This window comes from Caulobacter sp. DWR3-1-2 (assembly GCF_049896225.1).
Lineage (GTDB): Bacteria > Pseudomonadota > Alphaproteobacteria > Caulobacterales > Caulobacteraceae > Caulobacter.
Genome location: NZ_JAFCTW010000005.1, coordinates 330,002 through 349,466, shown reverse-complemented (window position 1 = coordinate 349,466; position 19,465 = coordinate 330,002). Strand labels below are relative to the sequence as shown.

Here is a 19,465-nt window from a genome sequence, read left to right as displayed (position 1 = left end):
CCCGGAGCCGCGATGTCCCCGCCGTCCAAGACCGCCGATGGCGCCGCCGACCTTGCCCGCGAGGCCGAGCTGGCGGCCGCTCGCGTCACCCACGATCTGCTCTCAGCCGCCGGCATCGGTGTCTGGAGCTACGAGCCGCAAGCGCAACGTATCGAGTGGTCGCGCGACATCCTGGCCGCCACCGGACTGAGCGCGGATGAGGTGGCGCTGCCCGAACAGTTCTTCGATCGCCTCGATCCGGTCGAGGGCCAGGCACTGCGAGTGGCGTTCGACGCCGCCGTGCGCACCGGCCAGGGCGGCACCGTCGAGCACCGGCTGCGCGGGGCCGGCGACCAATGGTTCACCTACCGCGCCACTTTCAGCACCGAACCGCGCGCCGACGGCCTCCATGCGCTGAAAGGCATTTCGCAGAACGTCACCGACGTGGCTTTGACCCGCGACGCTGCGGTCTGGGGCGAGCGCCAGGCCCGCAAGCTGGTCGAGGAGGCGCCGTTCGCCGTGGCGCTCTATGACCGCGACCTGCGGCTGCAAGTGGTCAGCCCCCGGTTCCTCGAGATCTTTCAGGCCATCGAGGCCGAAGTGATCGGCCGGACCCTGCACGACCTGACCTATGGCCAGCGCAAGCGTTTCGTGAAGGCCGTGGAGCGAGCCCTGACCGGCCAGACCGTGGTGCGCCGCGAAGACCAGCTCCGCGATGGCCTGGGCCTCACCCACACCCTGCGCTGGGAAGCCCGGCCCTGGCGTGACGCTGATGGCGCGATCGCCGGGGTGATTACCTACATGGACGACGTCACCGCCCTGTCGCAAGCTCGGCGCGAGGCGCGGGCCAACGCCCGGCGGCTACGGGTGGCGCTGGGCGCGGCCCAGGCCGGGGTCTATGAGATCGATCATGCGAGCAAGACGTTCTGGGGCTCGCCCGAGTTCCACCGCATCCTCGGTCGCCGGATCAATTACGAGGACGTGCGCAGCGCTGTCTGGCCCATGATCCACCGCGAAGACGTGGCGGCGGTCTACGCCGCGTCCGAGGCCTCGCTGGGCCGGGGTTCGCGCGGCGCTCGGGCTTTCGACGCCCGCGTGATCATCGGCGACGGCGAAGAGCGCTGGATCCGCATCTTCCACGAGGTGCGCCAGGATGCGTCTGGCCGGGTGCGCAAGGCCTTCGGCCTGATCCTCGACATCGACGAGAAGAAACGCTCCGAACTGGCCCTGGTCGAGGCCGAACGCGCCGCCCAGGCCGCCAGCGAGGCCAAGGCCCAGTTCCTGGCCAATATGAGCCATGAGATCCGCACCCCGATGAACGGGGTCATGGGCGTCATGCACTTGCTCAAGCGGGCCGCCTTGCCCGAGGACGCCCAGGAGTTACTCGGCGAGGCCCTGGCCTGTGGCCGCATGCTCTCGACCCTGCTGGACGACGTCATCGATTTCTCGCGCATCGAGGCGGGGCGGTTGGATGTAACCCGCGAGGCGGTCGATCCCAGCGAACTGGTCCGGAGCGTGGCGCGACTGCTGCGCGGCCAGGCCGAGCACAAGGGACTGGCCCTGCACGTCGACGCGCCGGATGTCGGCTTGATCCTCACCGACCCCAACCGTCTGCGCCAGGCGCTGTTCAACCTGGTCGGCAATGCGGTGAAATTCACCCTGGCCGGCTCGGTGACCCTGAGGGTGCGCCGGGCAGACGACGAAGACGGGCCGCGCGTGGCCTTCGAGGTCATCGACACCGGGGTCGGCATCGCGGTCGAGGCCCAGAGCCGGCTGTTCGAGCGCTTCCAGCAGGCCGACGCCAGCACCACCCGGCGGTTCGGCGGGTCGGGCCTGGGCCTGGCCATCACCCGACGCCTGGCGGAAATGATGGGCGGCGCGGTCGGCTTTTCCTCTCACGAGGGTGTCGGCTCGACCTTCTTGCTGACGATCGCCGCGCCGCCGGCCCAGGCGCTGGTCGCCGACGATGCCATGGCCGATAACCTCTTGCAGGGCCTGCGCATCCTGGTGGTCGAGGACAACGCCACCAACCGCCTGGTCGCCCGCCGCATCCTCGAGCAGCTGGGGGCCGAGGTCGAAACGGCCGACGACGGTCTGGACGGCGTGGCCGCTGCCCGTCACCGGGCGTTCGACCTGATCCTGATGGATGTGCAGATGCCGGGCATCGACGGGCTGGAGGCTGCGCGGCAGATACGGGCCCTGCCGGGCGCCGCCGCCCGGACGCCGATCATCGCCCTGACCGCCAATGTCATGTCGCACCAGCGGACCGCCTATCTGGCGGCCGGCATGGACGGCGTCGCCGCCAAGCCCATCGTCCCCGCCGCGCTCATCGGCGAGATCGTGCGGCTGGCGGGTGAGGATATGGGCGAAGAAGTAGCTGTGGCTTAAGTCCTCACGTTCCTCTCCCTGTGGGAGAGGCGATCGCACAGCGATCGGTGGGGGGAGTTGCGCCAGGTCGGTTCTGGCGACGGATGTCGTATCACTCCCCCACCGTCGGCTTTGCCGACACCTGCCCCACAGGGGGAGGAACGGACTTCCCAGTCCGTCGAAAACCGCTAATGCTCCTCCACAGAATGACGGGGGAAACACGGATGGCCACGACGGAAGATCGCGCCTCGATGCGCACGGTGGTCGCGGCTTCGTCGGCGGGCACGGCCTTCGAGTGGTACGACTTCTTCATCTTCGGCAGTCTGGCCCAGGTCATTTCCAAGACCTTCTTTACCGGCCTTTCGGACACGGCCGGCTATGTCGCGGCCCTGGCCCTGTTTGGCGTCGGCTTCGCCTTTCGGCCGCTGGGCGCGCTGGTGTTCGGCAAGATCGGCGACCAGGCCGGACGCAAGGGCGCCTTCCTGGCCACGGTGCTGCTGATGGGCGGCGCCACCTTTGCCATCGCCCTGCTGCCGACCTATCGCCAGGCCGGGATCATCTCGCCCATTCTGCTGATCCTGCTGCGCTGCGTTCAGGGCTTCGCCTTGGGCGGCGAGTATGGCGGAGCGGCCATCTACGTCGCCGAGCATTCGCCGCCGAAGGAGCGGGGCTGGTCGACCTCGTGGGTGCAGACCTCGGCGGCCTTTGGCCTGTTCGGCGCCCTGTTGGTGATCTTGGTGACCCGCTGGCTCCTCGGCGTGCACGCCGGACCCGAGGCCTTCGACGCCTGGGGTTGGCGCATCCCGTTCGCCGTGTCGATCGGACTGCTGGGCATCTCGGTCTGGATGCGGTTGAAGCTCAGCGAAAGCCCGGCCTTCGCCAGGATGAAGGCCGACGGCGAGGCGTCCAAGGCCCCTTATGCCGAGGCTTTCGGCCAGTGGAAGAACCTCAAGCTGGTCCTGCTGGCCTTCTTCGCCATGATGTCGGCCCAGGGCGCGGTCTGGTACACCAGCTTCTTCTACATCCAGACCTTCATGGAGAAGTTCCTGAAGGTCTCGCCCGTGACGATCAACGGCCTGATGATGGCCGCCACCGCGGTCAGCGCCATTTTCTACGTGCTGTTCGGCTGGCTGTCGGACAAGGTCGGCCGCAAGCCGGTGATGCTGGGCGGCATGACCCTGGCGCTGATTTTCTATTTCCCGGGCTTCCACCTGTTGGAGCGCGCCGCCAACCCGGCGCTGGCCGAGGCCACGGCGCGCGCGCCGGTGACGGTGACCGCCGATCCCAAGGATTGCGCTCTGCAGTTCGATCCCGTGGGCAAGGCCGCCTTCGTCTCGTCCTGCGACATCGCCAAGAGCGCCCTGGCCAATGCGGGGGTGTCCTATGCCAACCGCCCAGGCTTGGCGGGATCGGCGGCGATCGTCCAGATCGGCGAGACGCGGATCGTGTCCCAGAGCGCCAAGGGCCTGCCCGCCAAGGACGCCAAGGCCGTCAAGACCACAGGCGAGGCCGCGATCAAGGCGGCGTTGGCGAAGGCCGGCTATCCGGCCAAGGCTGATCCGGCGCGGATGAACTGGTGGGGCATGTTTGGCGTGCTCTTCGTTTTCGTGATCGCCGCCACGGCCTTGTTCGGCCCCCTGGCCGCCTGTCTTGTCGAGCTGTTCCCGACCCGGGTGCGCTACACGGCTCTATCGCTGCCCTATCACATCGGAACCGGCTGGATCGGTGGCTTCGTGCCATTCAGCGCCTTCGCGATCGTGGCGGCGACGGGCAACATCTATGCTGGACTCTGGTACCCCGTCGGCTTCACGCTGATCAGCGTGCTCGTGACGCTGTTCCTGCTGCCCGAGACCAAGGACCGGTCGCTGGATCAATAGCGGGGAGCATCAACCCGCCGGCGCCGCCATCAACACCTCGACCGCCACCGAGGCGGCCGCCAGGGCCTGGATGACCGCAGGGTCGACTGGCGCGACGACCAGCCTAACGATCTGCTTGCCCTCCTGGGCCAGCGCGACAAGCGCCTCGGCCGAGACCTCGCCGGGCGGCAACCGGTGGACGTCGCGGCGGAGAAGAAGCAGCACCTCTGGCGCGGCGCCGTCGTCGGCGATCAGCACATCGGCCGCGCCCAGAGCCCGGACCGCGCGCAAGGTCAGCAGGTCGGCGGGCCCCTTGCCGGCAATGAACCGCACCTTGCCCTCGCGACCGACGCCCTTGGCCAGGGCCTGGCGAAACAGCTGGCCGGCCTTTTCCATGTCGCCCGCCATCGCCGCCTGAGCGGCCTCGCCGACCACGGCGTCGCGCAGAAAGGCCCGGCGCTCGTGCATCGCGGGCAGGGCGCCGCGCACCTCGTCCTGGAACTTGCGCAGCAGGGCGGCGACCCGGCCCGTGCCTTCCGGCACCTGGACCTCGATGTCGTTGCGCAGCTTGGTGGCCAAGGTCGGGGAGGAGCCGCCGGTGCCGACGGCCATCACCACCTCGCCGCGGTCGATCACCGCCGGAGTGTTGAAGTCGCTCATCGCGGGCTTATCGACGACATTGACCAGCACGCGAGCGGCACGCGCCGCGCCGGCGGCCGCCTGAAGGAACACCTCGTCGTCCCCGGCGACGAAGGCCAGGGTCGCGCCGACATAGGTTCCGGGCAGGAAGGCGGCGGGACCGTCGACCCGCACCACGGTCGCCGGCGAGCCCTCGAACAGCCGGGCCTTGTTGTCGGCGGCCTCGCCGACGCCGGCGATCACCACCTTGCGGCCGGCCAGGGGGAAATAGGCGGGAAAGGAATCCAAGGGCGTGGGTCCTGACAGCGAAGCGAACGTCGTGGCCACGCTAGCCTGACTGGACCAAGATTTCACTGGCGGGTTTGGGTCTGAGCGGTGTTAGAACCGCGATGCCGGGTCGGCGGGCCGGTTTTCGTGGGGGAGGCGAGCGCCTATGACGGGCACTCTGGACATCAATGGCAGGACGGTCACCGTCAAGGCCGACCCCGAAACTCCACTGCTGTGGGTGCTTCGCGACGAACTTGGACTGACGGGCACCAAGTTTGGCTGCGGCATGGCCCAGTGCGGGGCCTGCACGGTTCACGTCAACGGGGATCCCGTGCGCTCGTGCGTAACGCCGATCGCCACGTTGAACGGCGCCAAGATCGCCACCATCGAGAGCCTGGGCGGGACGCATCCGCTGCAAAAGGCCTGGGTGGTCCACGATGTGCCGCAGTGCGGCTACTGCCAGTCGGGCCAGATCATGTCGGCCGCAGCCCTGCTGGCCCAGACCAAGTCGCCCAGCGACGAGGACATCGACAACGCCATGAGCGGCAACATCTGTCGCTGCGGCACCTATCAACGCATCCGCGCCGCCATCAAGGACGCCGCGGGCTTGGCCTCGGCGCCGCTGGTCAATGCGCCCGCCGCGACGACCGCCGCCAACGAGATCGACGCCGAGATCGCCGCCGCTTCGGGTTCGACCGGCCGAGGAGCGAACCCATGAACGCCCCTTTCAGCAAGCTGATGCGTAAAGAGGGCGTCAACCGACGCGACGTCGTGGTGGTCAGCGCCACCTTGGTCGGCGGATCACTGATGGTGGGCTGCTCGCCCGCCGACCTGATGAGCGCGGGATCCAAGGTCGATGTCGGCGCTTTTGGGCCGTTCATCCGCTTCGATCCGGACGGCGCGGTGACGGTGCTGTCCAAGCACATCGAATTTGGCCAAGGCAACCATGCGGGCCTGGCGGCCTTGGTCGCCGAGGAACTCGACGCCGACTGGGCTCGGGTGAAGGTCATGCACGCCCCCGCCAACGCCAAGCTCTACGCCAATGGCGGCATGGGCGTTCAACTGACCGGCGGCTCGTCGGCGATCTCCAATTCGTGGGAACAGCTGCGCAAGGCCGGGGCCGGCGCGCGGGCGATGTTCGTGCAAGCAGCCGCGGCCAAGTGGAACGTCCCGGCCGGCGAGATCACCGTCAAGGATAGCTTGGTCAGCCACGCTGGCGGCAAGTCCGCCCCGTTCGCCGCCCTGATCGCCGACGCCGCCAAGATCGCGCCGCCCGAAACCCCGGTCCTCAAGGATCCCAAGACCTTCACCCTGATCGGCACCGACCGCGTTCGCCGCAAGGACAGCCTGATCAAGAGCAACGGAACGGCGCGCTATACCCAGGACGTCCAGTTGCCCGACATGTTGGTGGCGGTGGTGGCGCACGCCCCACGCTTTGGCGGCAAGGTGAAGAGCTTCAACGCCGACGGCGCCAAGAAGGTGGCCGGCGTGGTCGAGGTTTACCAGATTCCGACCGGTGTGGCCGTGGTCGCCGACACCACCTATGCCGCCCGCATGGGCCGCGAGGCGCTGAAGGTCGAGTGGGACCTCGACAAGGCCGAGAACCGCGACTCCAAGACCATCGCCGCCCAGTGGCGCGACATCGCGGCCGGCAGGGGACCGTCCGACCTGAAGTGGGAGGCCTTCGATTCCAAGGGCGACGCCGCAGCTGCGGCCGGCGGCAAGGACGCTTTCGAGACGACCTACGACTTTCCGTATCTGGCCCACGCCACCATGGAGCCAATGAACTGCGTGGCCCAGGTGGACGGCAACAGGGTCAAGCTGACCCACGGCTCCCAAAGTCCGACTCTGGACCAATTGGCCGCCGCCAAGATCGTCGGGACGCTGCCGGGCTCGGTCGAGGTCGAGACCCTCTATGCCGGCGGATCGTTCGGCAGGCGCGCCAACTTCCAGTCCGACTACGTCGCCGAGTGCGTGCACATCGCCAAGAAAGTCGGCGGCAATCGGCCGGTGAAGCTGGTCTGGACTCGCGAGGACGACATGCAGGCCGGCTATTTCCGGCCGATGGTCCACCATGCCGTCCGGGTCACGCTCGACAGGGACGGCTACCCGGCGACCTGGCGCCATCGCATTGTCAGCCAGTCGATCATGAAGGGCTCGCCGATGCCCTCCAAGGGGCCGGACCAGACCGCGATCGAGGGTGCGTCGGGCTCGCCCTATCTGAAAGCCACCCCTGTCGTCGACGCCCAACTGGCCCTGCCGGAGGCCGGCGTGCCGGTGCTGTGGTGGCGTTCGGTGGGGGCTACCCATACCGCCTTCGTGATGGAGCACACCATCGACCAACTGGCCCGCAAGGCCGGCAAGGATCCGGTCGAGTATCGGCGGGCCCTATACGTCAAGGCGGGTCCCGAGGCCGCGCGGCATCTTGCGGTGCTGAACCTCGCCGTCGAGAAGGCCGGTCCGACCTCGACGCCCGGCTGGACGCGCGGCGTGGCGGTGCACGAAAGCTTCGGCTCTGTCGTCGCCCAAGTGGCCGAGGTCAAGCTGGTGGACGGTCATCCGCGGGTCGGCCGGGTGGTCACCGCCATCGACTGCGGCGTCGCCGTCTCGCCCGACCAGATCGCCGCCCAGATGGAAGGCGGCACGTGCTACGGCCTGTCGGCGGCGCTCTATGGCGAGGTCACCCTGACGGGCGGGGCGGTCGACCAGAGCAATTTCGACACCTATCGCGTGCTGCGGATGAACGAGGCGCCGACGGTCGAAACCCACATCTTGCCGTCCGCCAATCCGCCGAGCGGCGTCGGCGAGCCCGGAACGCCGGTGATCGGACCGGCCGTGGCCAACGCCTTGCTAGCGATTTCCAAGACGCCGACGACGCGACTGCCGCTGGTTTCGGCCGGGGCTTAGAGCTTTCCAGCTCACCTATCGGGGCAAACCGCGATCTTTTTGATGTGTCGCGTCCTTAGGGGGCGCGCCTGTGCAACTGTGGCTGGACGTAACGCGAGCGCCGACACATTTTAGCGCCATGGTGGATGCTGGCGATAACTTGGGGTTCGAGAGACTGACCCCGCGGGAGCGGGAGATCCTGCGTCTCATCGCCCAGCATCGCCAGGGCAAGGAGATCGCCCGGCTGCTGCGGCTGTCACCCAAGACCGTCGAGATGCACGTGCTCAGCGCTCGACGTCGGGTCGGGGGGCTCGGCCGCCGCGACGCCGCCCTGGCCTTCGTCGCTTGGGAAACCGACCCCGGTAATGACTACCGTAAGCAATCGGCCACGCTAGCCACGACCGGCGCAGAGGTCTTCTCTCGTTCCAACAGCGAGAGCAGCCATGATGAAACCTTCCATGCCGGGTCCGACACCGCCGCCAGCATTCTTCATAGCCAGTTGGCAGTCGCTGGAGGAGGGATTGACCCTCATGGCCGGGACGCCCGAGCGGGGGCGGTTGGTGCCGGAAACGGTGTCGGCGTTGCGCAAGGCCCAGGCGGCGGGGGATCCGCCCAGCAAGCTGCTGCTCCGGGTGCTGGCGGCGACGGCCTTCCTGGCCGACGACACGCCCCTGCGGAATCTGGAAGGAGCTGGCGCCATGACCTGACTCCTTTGCAATGGCTGGGTCTGATCCTGGTCGTGGCCGCGCTAGGCGGAATCCTGCTCGGCATGGTCACCATGGGCGCCCATGAATTCCTCTATGCCCTTCAGCGATTCCGCGAGGGCTGGAGCCCGCCTCCGGCGCACTGACGCCGATCGTCTCGACACAAGTTCATCGACTTCAACGTGCGGGGGGCCCCGCGCGAACGGGAGAGTCATGCATGAAAAGAACCGATGCAGCCCGCGCAGGAGCTGAAAAGCTGATGCGCGCCGAAGCGGCGATCGACGCCGCCCTCCGCGAAACCGCCGAACTGATGGGCCTGCTGCCGTCGCTGCGACTGGAAGCTCGTCTTTCGGCCGTGATTGGCCAGGCCGCCGTCGCCAATCTCGGCGAGACCCTGGCCTATATCGTCTCCGCCCGCCGTACCATCATCGAGGCTCATGGCGCGCTCAACACGGTGCGGAGCCAGATCGGCTGTGGCGCCTTGGCGATGGGCGACATGGACAAGCCGCCGGAAGTGCCCCGCACCTCGGGCCTACGCGCTCTGGACGGAGGCCGCGCCGCGTGAGCACCGCCCAGACTGCTTCGTCGGACACCATCCACGACGAACTGAACGAGTTCCGTCGCCACCTGCGGACCCTGGGGCCTGTCCAGCGCCGGATTCTGTCCGTGCTCATGCCACAACTGATCGCGCTCGAAGAGGCTGGCGACGCCGACGGCGCGCTTAACATCATCGAAGAGGTCAAGGCCATCCTGTGGGAAGGGCGCCGAACCCGACACTGATCCTCGCACACCTCAGGTTGCTTATCGCGAGGCGGGGCTTGCTGCATGGTGACGCTCAGGTTTCAGTCTGAGCGTTGCCCCGCCTTGCAGATTCACACGCTTTTTTCGTTGGGCCTGGCCACGGTGGTCTGCGGCGCCGCTATCGGCTTCGGCGACTACAGCGCGCGTCGTATTGGCCTGGCGGCGGGGCTGGCCTGGGCGGGGTCGCTGCTCGTCCACGGCAACGACGCCTATAATGTCGACCTGGCGATCATGGCGATCGACACCGCGACCCTGGTCTATTTCGGCTTCATCTCCATCCGGGCGAGGCGACTCTGGACCATCATAGCGTCGGCGTTCCAGGCGATCGTCGTGGCGTCGCATGTGGCGACGACGATCGACCTGCGCGTGACCCTGGGCACCTTCTATATGAGCATGGCGATGTGGAGCTACGGCATCCTGGCCTGTATCGCCTTCGGAACCTGGGCCGGATGGCGCGCCAATCGCCGAGCGACCGCCGACACGGAATTCTGACCTCTCAGCCGAGATCCTTGCGTCGATCGATGTCGAAGAAAACCCCGACATCGAGGGTGTCGATCAGCTTCAGCCGCGTTCCGGACCGCGCCAGCACGCCCTGCGCGCCCAGATCGCCGGTCAGGCCCAGCAAGGCGGCGAAGTGGCGCCGCGCGAACAGAACCGGGTGGCCTCGCTGAGCGCCCACGCGCGGCGCGGCGGCGTCGAAACCGTCGCTCAAGGCGGCAGCCAGGGCGCGCGGAACCGCTGGCGGTATGCGTGGCATGTCTCCCAGGAAGACAAAGACGCCGTCGGTGTCGGCCTGCAGGGCGGCGACCGCCGTCCGCAGCGACGCCCCCATGCCATCCGCAGCGTCAGCCACAGTGACCACGCGCAGTTTGGCCTCGCGTCCCAGGGCGCGGGCATGGGCCTGGGCGGCGTCCGCCAGGTCCGGATCGCCGTCGGTGGCCAGGATGACGCCGCGCACGGGGGCCGCGAACGCCGCGTCGAGAGCGCCTGCAATCAACGGGCGGCCCTCGAAGGTCGCGGTCAGCTTGCGTCCACCAAACCTGCGGCCAGCCCCGGCCGCCAGAACGATCGCCTCCAACCGCGTGCTTTCACTTCCCGCCATGCCGCCCCGCGCCTATCTTAAAGACCGCATGACGCCCTATGACGCCAGTCCCGCGCAAGCGCTCTCGACAGAGTCCCGCTCGCAGCCCCGCCTGATCGACGGTTTTGGCCGCGCGGTGGCCTATCTGCGCGTCTCGGTCACCGACCGGTGCGACCTGCGCTGCACCTATTGCATGGCCGAGCACATGACCTTCCTGCCCAAGGCCGAAGTGCTTTCGCTCGAGGAACTGGATCGCCTGTCCTCGGCTTTCGTGGCGCTGGGCGTGCGCAAGCTGCGGCTGACCGGCGGGGAGCCGCTGGTGCGCAAGGGGATCATGACCCTGGTCGAGCGGTTGTCGCGCCACCTGGCGACCGGCGCGCTGGACGAGCTGACCCTGACCACCAACGGCACCCAGCTGGCCCAGCATGCGGCCGACCTGGCGCGACTGGGCGTGAGGCGGGTCAATGTCTCGCTCGATACGCTCAAGCCCGAGCTGTTCCGCAAGTTGACGCGGGGCGGCGATCTTTCGAAGGTATTGGCCGGGATTGACGCGGCCCTGGCGGTGGGCATCGAGGTCAAGATCAACGCCGTTGCCCTCAAGAACGACAACGCCGCCGAACTGCCGGCTCTGATCCAGTGGGCCCATGGCCTGGGCGCCGACATGACCCTGATCGAGACCATGCCCCTGGGTGAAATCGACGAGGACCGCACAGCCCAGTATTTGTCGCTTAAGGACGTGCGTCGCGATCTGTCGTCGTTCTGGACCTTGACCGATCTGGCCTACGCCACCGGCGGTCCGGCGCGCTATGTGCGGGTCGAGGAGACCAGCGGCCGCCTGGGTTTGATCACGCCGCTCAGCCACAATTTCTGCGAGGCCTGTAACCGGGTTCGCCTGACCTGCACCGGCACGCTGCACACCTGCCTGGGCCGGGATGACGCCAGCGATCTGCGGGCGGTGATCCGCGCCGGGGCCGACGACGCGGCGCTGGACCAAGCGATCTTCGCGGCGATCGGCGCCAAGCCGGAGGGGCACGACTTCCAGATCGACGGCGCGGGCCCCGCCGTGGCGCGGCACATGTCCACAACGGGCGGCTGAGCGTGGCGCGGGTGCTGCTCTTTGGACGCTTGGCCGACCAGGCCGGCTGGCGCGACCGGGTCGTTGAGGCTTCGTCCCTGACCGCGTTGCGAGATGCTCTCGCTGCTGTCGATCCGAGCCTGGCCGAGGCGCTCTCCGGCCCTGGCGTCCAGGTGGCCGTCGACAAGGCCATCGTCCGGGGCGAAACGTTCCTGGCGGCGAGCGCCGAGGTGGCCTTCCTGCCGCCGATGAGCGGCGGATGATAACCCTCACCTCCGAGCCGTTCGAGCCGGGCGCCGCGTTGACCACGTTCTGCGCCGGCCGGAACGAGACCGGTGCGGTGGCCAGCTTCACTGGCCTGGCGCGCGCCGAGCGCGGCGCGGCCCTGGCGCTGGAGCTTGAGGCTTATCCCGGCTTCACCAACGCGGCGATCGCCGCCTTCGCCGAAGAGGCCAAGGCGCGGTTCGCCCTGCAGGACTATGTCATCGTCCACCGCACTGGGCGCCTCGCGCCGGGTGAGGCGATCGTCTTCGTGGCCACCGCCGCCGGCCACCGCCGCGCCGCCTTCGAGGCCTGCGATTTCCTGATGGACTATCTCAAGAGCCGCGCGCCCTTCTGGAAGAAGGAGCACGGCCCCGGCGGCGGGCGCTGGATCGAGCCGACGGCTCAGGATAGGACCGACGCTCAGCGTTGGGACTAGGAGAGAACAGATGTCGGCAGCGGGTCTCACCCCAGGTGGCGGTATCAAGCCGGACCTTCCGTTTACGCCGGTGCGCGTGGCGATCCTGACCATTTCCGACACCCGCGACGAAGAAAGCGACACCTCCGGCCAGGTGCTTGTCGAAAGGGTCAAGGCCGCAGGCCATGAATTGGGCGGCCGGGCGGTGGTGCGCGACGATGTCGAGCAGATCCGCCAGACGGTGCGCGACTGGATCGCCTCGGGCCAGGTCGACGCCATCGTCACCACCGGCGGCACCGGCCTGACCGGCCGCGACGTGACCCCGGAAGCCCTGGAGCCGCTGTTCGACAAGAAGATCGACGGCTTTTCGGTGGTGTTTCACATGGTCAGCTATCAGTCGGTGGGCCTGTCGACCCTGCAGTCACGGGCGACGGCGGGCCTGATCGGCGGGGTCTTCGTGTTCTGCCTGCCGGGCAGCAACGGCGCGGTGCGCGACGGTTGGGACAAGGTCATCGCCGCCCAGCTCGACAGCCGCCACAAGCCTTGCAACATGGTCGAGCTGATGCCCAGGCTGTTGGAACAGTGACCCGCCTGACCCACATCGATGACCAGGGCCGGGCGCGGATGGTCGATGTCTCGGACAAGGCCGCGACGGCCCGCGAAGCGATCGCCGTCGGCTTCGTACGGATGACCGCCGAGACCCTGGCCCTGGCCATCTCCGGGACGGGTCGCAAGGGCGATGTTCGCGCGGTGGCCGAGATCGCCGGCGTCATGGCCGCCAAGCAGACCTCGAACCTCATCCCTTTGTGCCACCCCCTGGCCCTGTCCAAGGTCGAGGTGTCGGTCGAGCCGGCCGAGGACGGCCTGGCGGTGCGGGCCCGCGTCAAGACGACTGGCCCGACCGGCGTCGAAATGGAGGCCCTGACCGCCGTGTCGGTGGCCTGCCTGACGATCTACGATATGCTGAAAGCCGCCGAGAAGGGCATGGTTATCGAGGCCGTGCGCCTGATCGAGAAGACCGGCGGCAAGTCGGGTGACTGGCGAGCCGAATAGGCCAGCCTAACCCGCCGCCCTCCTGGCCAAGGCCGGCTGCCCGTGGCGGGTGGCCATGATCTCGCCGATCACCGCCACGGCCACCTCGAACGGCGCCTTGCCGCCAAGATCCAGCCCGATCGGCGCGCGCAGCTTGGCCAGGTCGCGTTCACTGACCCCCGCCGCCCGCAGCCGGTCCAGCCGCTCGCCCAGCCGTCGCCGCGCTCCCAGCAGCCCGACATAGGGCGCGGCCGAGGGGAGGGCGGCCAGCAGGGCGGCGTGGTCGATGTCCAGGTCGTGGCCGCAGATCGCGACGGCGGTCCAGGCGTCCAGGCCTATGGCGTCCAGCGCGGTTGGCACGCTGTCGCGGCGATACCGGACGCCCGCGAGCGGCGGCGGGGTCAGGGGGCCCTTGGGCCGCACCAGCGTGGTCTCGAACCCTGACTGGGTCCCCAGGCTGGCCACGGCCAGGGCCGTCGGGTCGCCCCCCAGCACGACAAGGCGAGGGGCCGGATCGAAGGCTCGGGCGAAGGCCTCCGGCCAGGGCGCGGTGAATTCGGGCGAGGGGCCGCAGACCCGTCGCCCGCCGTCGCTGATCCAGATCGCCGGCCGCCGCTCGGCCCAGAGGGTCAGCAACATGCGGGCGGCTGGATCGCCAGGGTCGATGCGCTCGACCAGAATCTCGACCCGGGCGCCGCACAGCAGGCGGATGTCCGGCCAAGGACTGCCCTCGCCATAGACCAACCGTCGCGGTTGGCCGTCGGCCAGGCAGGCGCGGGCATGGTCCTCGACATCGGCCTCGATGCAACCGCCCGAAAGAAAGCCGGCGCGCGAGCCCTCGCTGAACACCATCTGCGTGCCGATGGGTCGCGGGCCGCCTTCGCCCAGGGAAATAATTGTCGCCAGCGCCGCCGGGCCGTGGGCCAGGGCGGTGGCCAGCGCTGGACGGATATCCTCGCAAAGGCCGTACAGCGGCCAATCTCCGGCGATTTCAAAGGTCAGGTCGAGCACTGGATCAAGGGGCTTCATCGCGGACGACATTAACCCCTCGGCAAGTTTCCAGAAACGCCTTCTTCAAACCTTGGCGCGTAGTCTTCCCGACACTGGTGTTCCAATCCGCACGGATTTCCATGTCGCTTTCGGTTTCAAAACTTGGTCTTGCCGCCGCTCAGTTCGGACTGGACGGCATGAGCGCGTCGCCGCGCGCTCGGTCGCCGGAGACCGAAGCCCGCGACATCCTGGGCATCGCCGCCCGCGCTCAGCTGTCGGTGCTCGACGTCTCGGGCAATCATGGCCGCGCCGAGTCGGTGCTGGGAGACCTGATCCCGCGCCCCGTGCCGTTCCGTGTCACCATTCCCGCCGCCCGCGCCGATCGCGGCCCCGACTTCGTGGAAGCCGAGGCCCGCGCCTGCCTGCGCCGCCTGGCGATCGAACGCGCCGACGCCATCATCGTCTCCTCGCCGTCGGAACTGTTCGGCGTCCACGGCGCCGCCGTCTGGGATCGCCTGGCCCGCCTGCGCGACGAGGGGCTGTTCGCCAAGATCGGCGTCGCCGCCCACGCCAGCGACGATCCGGTGGGAGTCGCGCGCCGCTTCAAGCCCGACATTCTTCAAGCTCCAGCCTCCTTGCTCGATCAGCGCCTGCTGGCCGACGGCTCGCTGGCCCGCATCGCCGGTCTCGGGATCGAGGTTCAGTTGCGCTCGATCTTCTTGAACGGCCTGCTGTTCCTGCCGCCCGACCGCGTTCCGGCCCAGCTGAAGGGGGCCTCTGGCCGCCTGTCACGGGTGCGCCGGATGATCGCCGAGGGCCGTTCCGACCCCCTTCAGGCCGCCCTGGGCTTCGCCCTGTCGCGTCCCGAAGCCAGCGCCGTGCTGGTCGGCGTGACCTCCGCCGCAGAACTGTCGGCCGTGGTCGCCGCCGCCTCCAGCCCGCCGCCCGACCTCGACTGGGACGACATGGCCATCGACGATCCGGTGGCGCTCGACCCGCGACGTTGGGTCGCCTGACGGCCAGGCGAATCAAAGCCCAGCCTTCAGAAGAAGCTGGGAAATATGAGGGAGCCGAACGCCATGATCCTCGCCGTCGTCCAAGCCCGCATGGGCTCCAAGCGCCTGCCGGGCAAGGCTGTCGCCACCCTGCAAGGCGAGCCGATGATCCTGCGCCAGCTCGAGCGGCTGCGGGCCTGCCGGCGCCTCAACAAGATCATCGTGGCCACCAGCGGCGAGACCGATGATGACGGTCTGGCCGGCCTGGTGGTGTCGCGCGGATACGCCGTCTATCGCGGCGCGGGCGCCGACATTCTCGACCGCATCGCCCGTTGCGCCGAGGCGGCCGGTCCGGTCACCCACGTGGTGCGGATCAAGGGCGATGCGCCCTTCGTCGACGCCGGGGTGATCGACCAGGCGATCCACCTGGCCCAGACCAGCGGGGCGGCCTATACCTCCAACCGCGTGCAGCGCACCTATCCGGCCGGGCTTGAGGTTGAGGTGATCACGGTGGAGGCCCTTCGCGCCGCCGCCGCCGAGGTGCGCGACCCCCTGGCCCTGATCTCGCCGACCGCCGCCATTCGCCAAAGCCCCGACCGCTTCAGCCAGGCCCATTTGAAGGCCCGCCGCGACTGGTCACACCATGACTGGCGCGTAAAGACCCCGGCCGACCTGGCCTTCGCGCGCTCGATCTATGACGCGCTCTACGCGGCCGACCCCGGCTTTGCCATGGGCGACGTGTTGGACTTGGTGGAGAGCCACCAGGATCTCGGACGCTTTGCGGCTTAATTCCTCCCCCTGTGGGGGAGGTGGTCGCGCAGCGACCGGTGGGGGGAGTTTCGGATAGTCGATCCAAGCTGTGGCCATCGGCCGATCACTCCCCCCTCCGTCGGCTTCGCCGACACCTCCCCAACGGGGGGAGGACTTCACGCGGGGGGCCGCTGAAGCGTTTGGGGAGGGTGCGAAGCGCCCGGGCTCCGCCCGGAGGTTTTGCAGATTTGATACCGTTTCGACGAAGACGAGCGCTTCGCGCGGCCTTCAGACGGGAGCCATCGGCGCGCGGGGTCTTAACCCGCTTCCGAAGTGGGCCCCCGGCGGGCGGAGAGTTGGCTACCCTCCGGACCGTGCGGGCGATTTCAGCCCGCACCTGTCGGCTTGTCCGCCTGCCTTGGGCGCCGGAGCTTCGTCGCGACCAAGGCGAGCCTGCTCCGAACCGACCTGGGGCGTCTTCCGAAGAAGACACGGCGGCCAAGCCTACCCGCTCGACCACTGCCCACCGCCCGTCAGGTCGCCGGCCGACGTCCCTCCCCGTGCGATGGGGTGAGAGCATTATGGGGGCGCCCAAAAGGGGTGAGCGTCAAAAAGACCGAGAAAGTTTAGAGTCCTGAATTCATGAGGCTTTAGCCTTCGTGCGCCGAGCGCCTACGACTGCTGACGGCGACATGCGCATGTCCCCAAATCGCGTCGCGTCGTCTAGGTCCAGGCCCCATAAGGATCCACCGACGGCTTGCCCAGCGCCTGCGCCACGGCGGGGTGGGTCAGCTCTCCCGCCAGGACGTTGAGGCCCTTGGCCAGGTGGATGTTGCTCTTCAGCGCGTCCAGGCCGTGGTCGGCCAGGGCCAGGCCGAAGGGCAGGGTGGCGTTGCCCAAAGCTTCGGACGACGTGCGCGGCGCGGCGCCCGGCATGTTGGCCACGCAATAGTGCACCACACCGTTGACGATATAGGTCGGGTCGGCGTGGGTGGTGGCGTGACTGGTCTCGAAACAGCCGCCCTGGTCGATCGACACATCGACCAGCACCGAGCCGGGCTTCATCTGCTTGAGGTGCTCGCGGCGCACCAGCTTGGGGGCGGCGGCCCCGGCGGTCAGCACCGCGCCGATGATCACGTCGGCCTTGAGGATCTCCTCCTCGACGGCGGCGAAGGTCGAATAGCGGGTGAGGATGCGGCCCTGGTACAGGTCGTCCAGCTCGCGCATGCGGGGGATAGAGCGTTCCAGCACCACCACCTCGGCGCCCAGGCCGGCGGCCATCCGGGCGGCGTTGGAGCCGACCACGCCGCCGCCCAGCACCACCACGCGGGCCGGGGGCACGCCGGGGACGCCGCACAGCAGCAGGCCCATGCCGCCATTGTGCTTGAGCAGGGTCTCGGCCGCCGAGAAGACGGCGATGCGGCCGGCCACTTCCGACATCGGGGCCAGCAGCGGCAGGCCGCCCTTGGCGTCGGTGACGGTCTCATAGGCGATGGCCGCGCAACCGCTGGTCAGCAGGCCTTCGGTCTGGGCCGGGTCGGGCGCCAGGTGCAGGTAGGTGAACAGGATGTGGCGAGGCGTCAGGCGCTCCCACTCGATCTTCTGCGGTTCCTTGACCTTGACGATCAGCTCCGCGCCTTCGAACACCGCATCGGCGTCCGCCGCGATGGTCGCGCCGGCCTTGACATAGACGTCGTCGGCATAGCCCGCGCCCAGGCCAGCGCCGGACTGCACGAGCACCGAATGGCCGTGACCGACATATTCCCGGACGGCGGTGGGGGTGAGGCCGACGCGATGTTCGCCGGGCTTGATTTCGGAAGGCACGCCAACGCGCATGATAGTCTCCTCCTAAGGGCTTTTGACGCTGGTTTACGCCCGTGCGCCCGCAGGTTCCTGGGGCATTTCATGCGACGAGAACCATGGTATGCAGGAATCCTGCGCCACGGAGCCCTCACGGTGAAAAAAGCTGCGGTCATCCTCGACGCCTTCGATCGAAAGCTGCTGACCCTGCTGCAGCGTCGCGGCCGAGCCAGCTATGTGGAAATGGCCGAGGCGGTGAATCTTTCCGAATCCGCCTGTCTGCGTCGCGTGCGGGCCCTGGAGGAGGGCGGGGTGATCGGTCGTTACGCGGCGGTGATCGACGAGCGCGCGGTGGGCCTGCCGCTCAGCGTCTTCGTCACCGTGACCTTGTCGTCTCAGGCCGAGGCGACGCTCAGCGCCTTCGAGAAGGCGGTGTCCCACGTGCGCGAGGTGGCCGAGTGCTACCTGATGACTGGCGGCTCGGACTATTTGCTAAGGCTGGTGGTGGCCGATGTCGATGACCTGGAGCGGGTGCACGCGCGAGAGCTGACGCGCATCCCCGGCGTGGTTCGGGTCAGCTCGTCGATCGCCATGCGCACAGTGGTCAAACGTGTCGAATTGCCGCTTTGAAACCAACCTTTCGTTGCGGCGGGGTTAACCTTCCCCTGCCAGGACTGGTCTCCACCAATCGCGGTTCTTGTCGGGGGATGAGATGGTTTCGAGACGACTCCTGCTAGGGGCTTTGGCGTCCGGCCTGGCCGTGCCCGTCATGGCCTGGGCCGAGGGCGATACGCCGTCGGTTCTGACCCGCAAGGGCCGCCGCACGCGCCGGGCGCTGAAGTCCCAGCCCTCCGACAAGGCCGCGCTCGATAAGGTGTTGGCCGAGGTCAAGCCGCTCGAGGGCGCCGAGCCGGTCGAGGCCGTGCATGTCGAGCCGCCGCGGGTCAGTCCCGACGAGGCCCTCGGCCGGCTCAAGCAGGGCAACGCCATCTTCTCGCGTGGCGGGGCCAGTATCGCCCTGCCGGGCGCGGCCCGGATCGCCGAGATGGCGGCTGGCCAGAAGCCGTTCGCGGTGATCGTCGGCTGCAGCGACAGCCGCGTCGGCCCCGAACTGATCTTCGACTGCAATCTGGGCGAACTGTTCGTGGTCCGTGTGGCTGGATCGACAGTGGGCCAGGAGGGCCTGGGCTCGATCGTCTACGCCGTCGAGCATCTGGGCGCGCCGCTGGTGGTCGTGCTGGGTCACACCAAGTGCGGCGCGGTCGGGGCGGCGGTCGATGTGGCCACCAAACATATCGACCTGCATGGTGCGCTGCTGAACATGGTGCTGCCGATCTTGCCGGCGGTGCTGGAGGCCCAGGAGCGCCACCCAGCCGACCTGCAGGACGCCGCCATTCGCCAGAATGTCCGCGACACCGCCGCCCGCCTAAAGGTCGCCGACGGGGTGCTAGCGGCCAAGCTGGCCGAGGGTCGTCTCAAGATCGTCTCGGCTTGCTACGACCTTTCCACCGCTCAGGTCGCGTTCGACGCTTAAAATCCTTCTCCCCCTGAGGAGAAGGTGGCG

The 19,465-nt window shown here is 68.4% G+C and carries 22 protein-coding genes and 1 pseudogene; 19 read left to right on the top strand and 4 right to left on the bottom strand.

Annotation, left to right across the window (positions count from 1 at the left end):
* Positions 1-12: 12 nt before the first annotated feature.
* Together ACP696_RS10310 and ACP696_RS10305 are read left to right on the top strand one after the other, a co-directional pair.
* Positions 13-2,367, top strand: a complete 2,355-nt coding sequence (locus ACP696_RS10310; protein WP_426010470.1) for an ATP-binding protein — start codon at positions 13-15, stop codon at positions 2,365-2,367.
* 203 nt (positions 2,368-2,570) lie between these two features.
* Positions 2,571-4,223, top strand: coding sequence for an MFS transporter (locus ACP696_RS10305; protein WP_426010468.1), 1,653 nt, complete (start codon positions 2,571-2,573; stop codon positions 4,221-4,223).
* Positions 4,224-4,232: 9 nt separating this feature from the next.
* Here the strand turns inward: ACP696_RS10305 and ACP696_RS10300 are convergent, their stop codons facing one another.
* Positions 4,233-5,129 (bottom strand): NAD(P)-dependent oxidoreductase, encoded by an 897-nt coding sequence (locus ACP696_RS10300; protein WP_426010466.1) that lies wholly within the window; start codon positions 5,127-5,129, stop codon positions 4,233-4,235.
* A 145-nt stretch (positions 5,130-5,274) separates the two neighbouring features.
* Between ACP696_RS10300 and ACP696_RS10295 the strand changes: the two genes are divergently transcribed.
* The 8 genes and pseudogenes from ACP696_RS10295 to ACP696_RS10260 all read left to right on the top strand — a co-directional run bounded on the left by ACP696_RS10295 (position 5,275) and on the right by ACP696_RS10260 (position 9,991).
* On the top strand, positions 5,275-5,826 hold the full coding sequence (locus ACP696_RS10295; protein WP_426043756.1) for a (2Fe-2S)-binding protein: 552 nt from the start codon (positions 5,275-5,277) through the stop codon (positions 5,824-5,826).
* Positions 5,823-8,015: a molybdopterin cofactor-binding domain-containing protein gene (locus tag ACP696_RS10290; protein WP_426010462.1), complete on the top strand. Its 2,193-nt coding sequence runs from the start codon at positions 5,823-5,825 to the stop codon at positions 8,013-8,015. Before ACP696_RS10295 ends, ACP696_RS10290 begins: the two co-directional genes overlap by 4 nt.
* A 118-nt stretch (positions 8,016-8,133) precedes the next feature.
* Positions 8,134-8,313: pseudogene (locus ACP696_RS10285) on the top strand (helix-turn-helix domain-containing protein); the annotation flags it as partial.
* 124 nt (positions 8,314-8,437) lie between these two features.
* Entirely contained in the window at positions 8,438-8,701 is a 264-nt protein-coding gene (locus ACP696_RS10280) for a hypothetical protein (RefSeq protein WP_426010460.1), read from the top strand.
* Between the two features lie 5 nt (positions 8,702-8,706).
* Entirely contained in the window at positions 8,707-8,844 is a 138-nt protein-coding gene (locus ACP696_RS10275) for a hypothetical protein (RefSeq protein ID WP_426011307.1), read from the top strand.
* 71 nt (positions 8,845-8,915) lie between these two features.
* Positions 8,916-9,263 (top strand): hypothetical protein, encoded by a 348-nt coding sequence (locus tag ACP696_RS10270; RefSeq protein ID WP_426010459.1) that lies wholly within the window; start codon positions 8,916-8,918, stop codon positions 9,261-9,263.
* Entirely contained in the window at positions 9,260-9,478 is a 219-nt protein-coding gene (locus ACP696_RS10265) for a hypothetical protein (protein ID WP_426010457.1), read from the top strand. The genes ACP696_RS10270 and ACP696_RS10265 overlap by 4 nt, the downstream gene beginning before the upstream one ends.
* Positions 9,479-9,562: 84 nt before the next feature.
* Complete coding sequence (locus ACP696_RS10260) at positions 9,563-9,991, top strand: hypothetical protein (RefSeq protein ID WP_426010455.1); 429 nt, start codon at positions 9,563-9,565, stop codon at positions 9,989-9,991.
* 4 nt (positions 9,992-9,995) lie between these two features.
* Here ACP696_RS10260 and ACP696_RS10255 read toward each other — a convergent pair whose 3' ends face one another.
* Positions 9,996-10,601 carry a nucleotidyltransferase family protein gene (locus ACP696_RS10255; RefSeq protein WP_426010454.1) on the bottom strand — a complete coding sequence of 202 codons (606 nt, stop codon included), beginning with the start codon at positions 10,599-10,601 and terminating at the stop codon, positions 9,996-9,998.
* A gap of 28 nt (positions 10,602-10,629) precedes the next feature.
* On the opposite strand from ACP696_RS10255, the gene moaA reads away from it, so the two are divergent.
* Genes moaA through moaC form a run of 5 tightly spaced genes read left to right on the top strand, consistent with a single transcriptional unit; the run spans position 10,630 to position 13,387 of the window.
* The gene (gene moaA / locus ACP696_RS10250; protein ID WP_426011285.1) at positions 10,630-11,676 is read left to right on the top strand and encodes a GTP 3',8-cyclase MoaA; all 1,047 of its coding nucleotides are present in this window, start codon (positions 10,630-10,632) and stop codon (positions 11,674-11,676) included.
* A 2-nt stretch (positions 11,677-11,678) separates the two neighbouring features.
* Positions 11,679-11,918 (top strand): MoaD/ThiS family protein, encoded by a 240-nt coding sequence (locus ACP696_RS10245; RefSeq protein ID WP_426010452.1) that lies wholly within the window; start codon positions 11,679-11,681, stop codon positions 11,916-11,918.
* Entirely contained in the window at positions 11,915-12,355 is a 441-nt protein-coding gene (locus tag ACP696_RS10240; protein ID WP_426010451.1) for a molybdenum cofactor biosynthesis protein MoaE, read from the top strand. Before ACP696_RS10245 ends, ACP696_RS10240 begins: the two co-directional genes overlap by 4 nt.
* Before the next feature lie 10 nt (positions 12,356-12,365).
* A complete protein-coding gene (gene moaB, locus ACP696_RS10235) occupies positions 12,366-12,920 on the top strand; it encodes a molybdenum cofactor biosynthesis protein B (RefSeq protein ID WP_426010449.1) in 555 nt (184 codons plus the stop codon).
* The gene (moaC, locus tag ACP696_RS10230; RefSeq protein ID WP_426010447.1) at positions 12,917-13,387 is read left to right on the top strand and encodes a cyclic pyranopterin monophosphate synthase MoaC; all 471 of its coding nucleotides are present in this window, start codon (positions 12,917-12,919) and stop codon (positions 13,385-13,387) included. The genes moaB and moaC overlap by 4 nt, the downstream gene beginning before the upstream one ends.
* A 6-nt stretch (positions 13,388-13,393) precedes the next feature.
* Here the strand turns inward: moaC and ACP696_RS10225 are convergent, their stop codons facing one another.
* Positions 13,394-14,407: an XdhC family protein gene (locus ACP696_RS10225; protein ID WP_426010446.1), complete on the bottom strand. Its 1,014-nt coding sequence runs from the start codon at positions 14,405-14,407 to the stop codon at positions 13,394-13,396.
* Between the two features lie 89 nt (positions 14,408-14,496).
* Between ACP696_RS10225 and ACP696_RS10220 the strand changes: the two genes are divergently transcribed.
* Together ACP696_RS10220 and ACP696_RS10215 are read left to right on the top strand one after the other, a co-directional pair.
* Positions 14,497-15,372, top strand: a complete 876-nt coding sequence (locus tag ACP696_RS10220) for a bifunctional regulator KidO (RefSeq protein WP_426010445.1) — start codon at positions 14,497-14,499, stop codon at positions 15,370-15,372.
* Between the two features lie 63 nt (positions 15,373-15,435).
* On the top strand, positions 15,436-16,140 hold the full coding sequence (locus ACP696_RS10215; RefSeq protein WP_426010443.1) for a glycosyltransferase family protein: 705 nt from the start codon (positions 15,436-15,438) through the stop codon (positions 16,138-16,140).
* Positions 16,141-16,824: 684 nt separating this feature from the next.
* On the opposite strand, the gene ald is transcribed toward ACP696_RS10215, so the two are convergent.
* Positions 16,825-17,937: an alanine dehydrogenase gene (gene ald / locus ACP696_RS10210; protein WP_426010442.1), complete on the bottom strand. Its 1,113-nt coding sequence runs from the start codon at positions 17,935-17,937 to the stop codon at positions 16,825-16,827.
* A 120-nt stretch (positions 17,938-18,057) separates the two neighbouring features.
* Here ald and ACP696_RS10205 point away from each other — a divergent pair, with 120 nt between their 5' ends.
* Positions 18,058-18,531: an Lrp/AsnC family transcriptional regulator gene (locus ACP696_RS10205; RefSeq protein WP_426010440.1), complete on the top strand. Its 474-nt coding sequence runs from the start codon at positions 18,058-18,060 to the stop codon at positions 18,529-18,531.
* 82 nt (positions 18,532-18,613) lie between these two features.
* Complete coding sequence (locus tag ACP696_RS10200; RefSeq protein WP_426010439.1) at positions 18,614-19,435, top strand: carbonic anhydrase; 822 nt, start codon at positions 18,614-18,616, stop codon at positions 19,433-19,435.
* Positions 19,436-19,465 lie beyond the last annotated feature (30 nt).

Excerpts from the sequence above, each read along its gene's own strand:
- ACP696_RS10310 (WP_426010470.1), top strand. The coding sequence starts at position 13 with ATGTCCCCGCCGTCCAAGACCGCCGATGGCGCCGCCGACCTTGCCCGC.
- ACP696_RS10305 (WP_426010468.1), top strand. The coding sequence starts at position 2,571 with ATGGCCACGACGGAAGATCGCGCCTCGATGCGCACGGTGGTCGCGGCT.
- ACP696_RS10295 (WP_426043756.1), top strand. The coding sequence starts at position 5,275 with ATGACGGGCACTCTGGACATCAATGGCAGGACGGTCACCGTCAAGGCC.
- ACP696_RS10290 (WP_426010462.1), top strand. The coding sequence starts at position 5,823 with ATGAACGCCCCTTTCAGCAAGCTGATGCGTAAAGAGGGCGTCAACCGA.
- ACP696_RS10280 (WP_426010460.1), top strand. The coding sequence starts at position 8,438 with ATGATGAAACCTTCCATGCCGGGTCCGACACCGCCGCCAGCATTCTTC.
- ACP696_RS10270 (WP_426010459.1), top strand. The coding sequence starts at position 8,916 with ATGAAAAGAACCGATGCAGCCCGCGCAGGAGCTGAAAAGCTGATGCGC.
- ACP696_RS10255 (WP_426010454.1), bottom strand. The coding sequence starts at position 10,601 with ATGGCGGGAAGTGAAAGCACGCGGTTGGAGGCGATCGTTCTGGCGGCC.
- moaA (WP_426011285.1), top strand. The coding sequence starts at position 10,630 with ATGACGCCCTATGACGCCAGTCCCGCGCAAGCGCTCTCGACAGAGTCC.
- ACP696_RS10240 (WP_426010451.1), top strand. The coding sequence starts at position 11,915 with ATGATAACCCTCACCTCCGAGCCGTTCGAGCCGGGCGCCGCGTTGACC.
- moaB (WP_426010449.1), top strand. The coding sequence starts at position 12,366 with ATGTCGGCAGCGGGTCTCACCCCAGGTGGCGGTATCAAGCCGGACCTT.
- ACP696_RS10225 (WP_426010446.1), bottom strand. The coding sequence starts at position 14,407 with ATGTCGTCCGCGATGAAGCCCCTTGATCCAGTGCTCGACCTGACCTTT.
- ACP696_RS10220 (WP_426010445.1), top strand. The coding sequence starts at position 14,497 with ATGTCGCTTTCGGTTTCAAAACTTGGTCTTGCCGCCGCTCAGTTCGGA.
- ACP696_RS10215 (WP_426010443.1), top strand. The coding sequence starts at position 15,436 with ATGATCCTCGCCGTCGTCCAAGCCCGCATGGGCTCCAAGCGCCTGCCG.
- ald (WP_426010442.1), bottom strand. The coding sequence starts at position 17,937 with ATGCGCGTTGGCGTGCCTTCCGAAATCAAGCCCGGCGAACATCGCGTC.
- ACP696_RS10200 (WP_426010439.1), top strand. The coding sequence starts at position 18,614 with ATGGTTTCGAGACGACTCCTGCTAGGGGCTTTGGCGTCCGGCCTGGCC.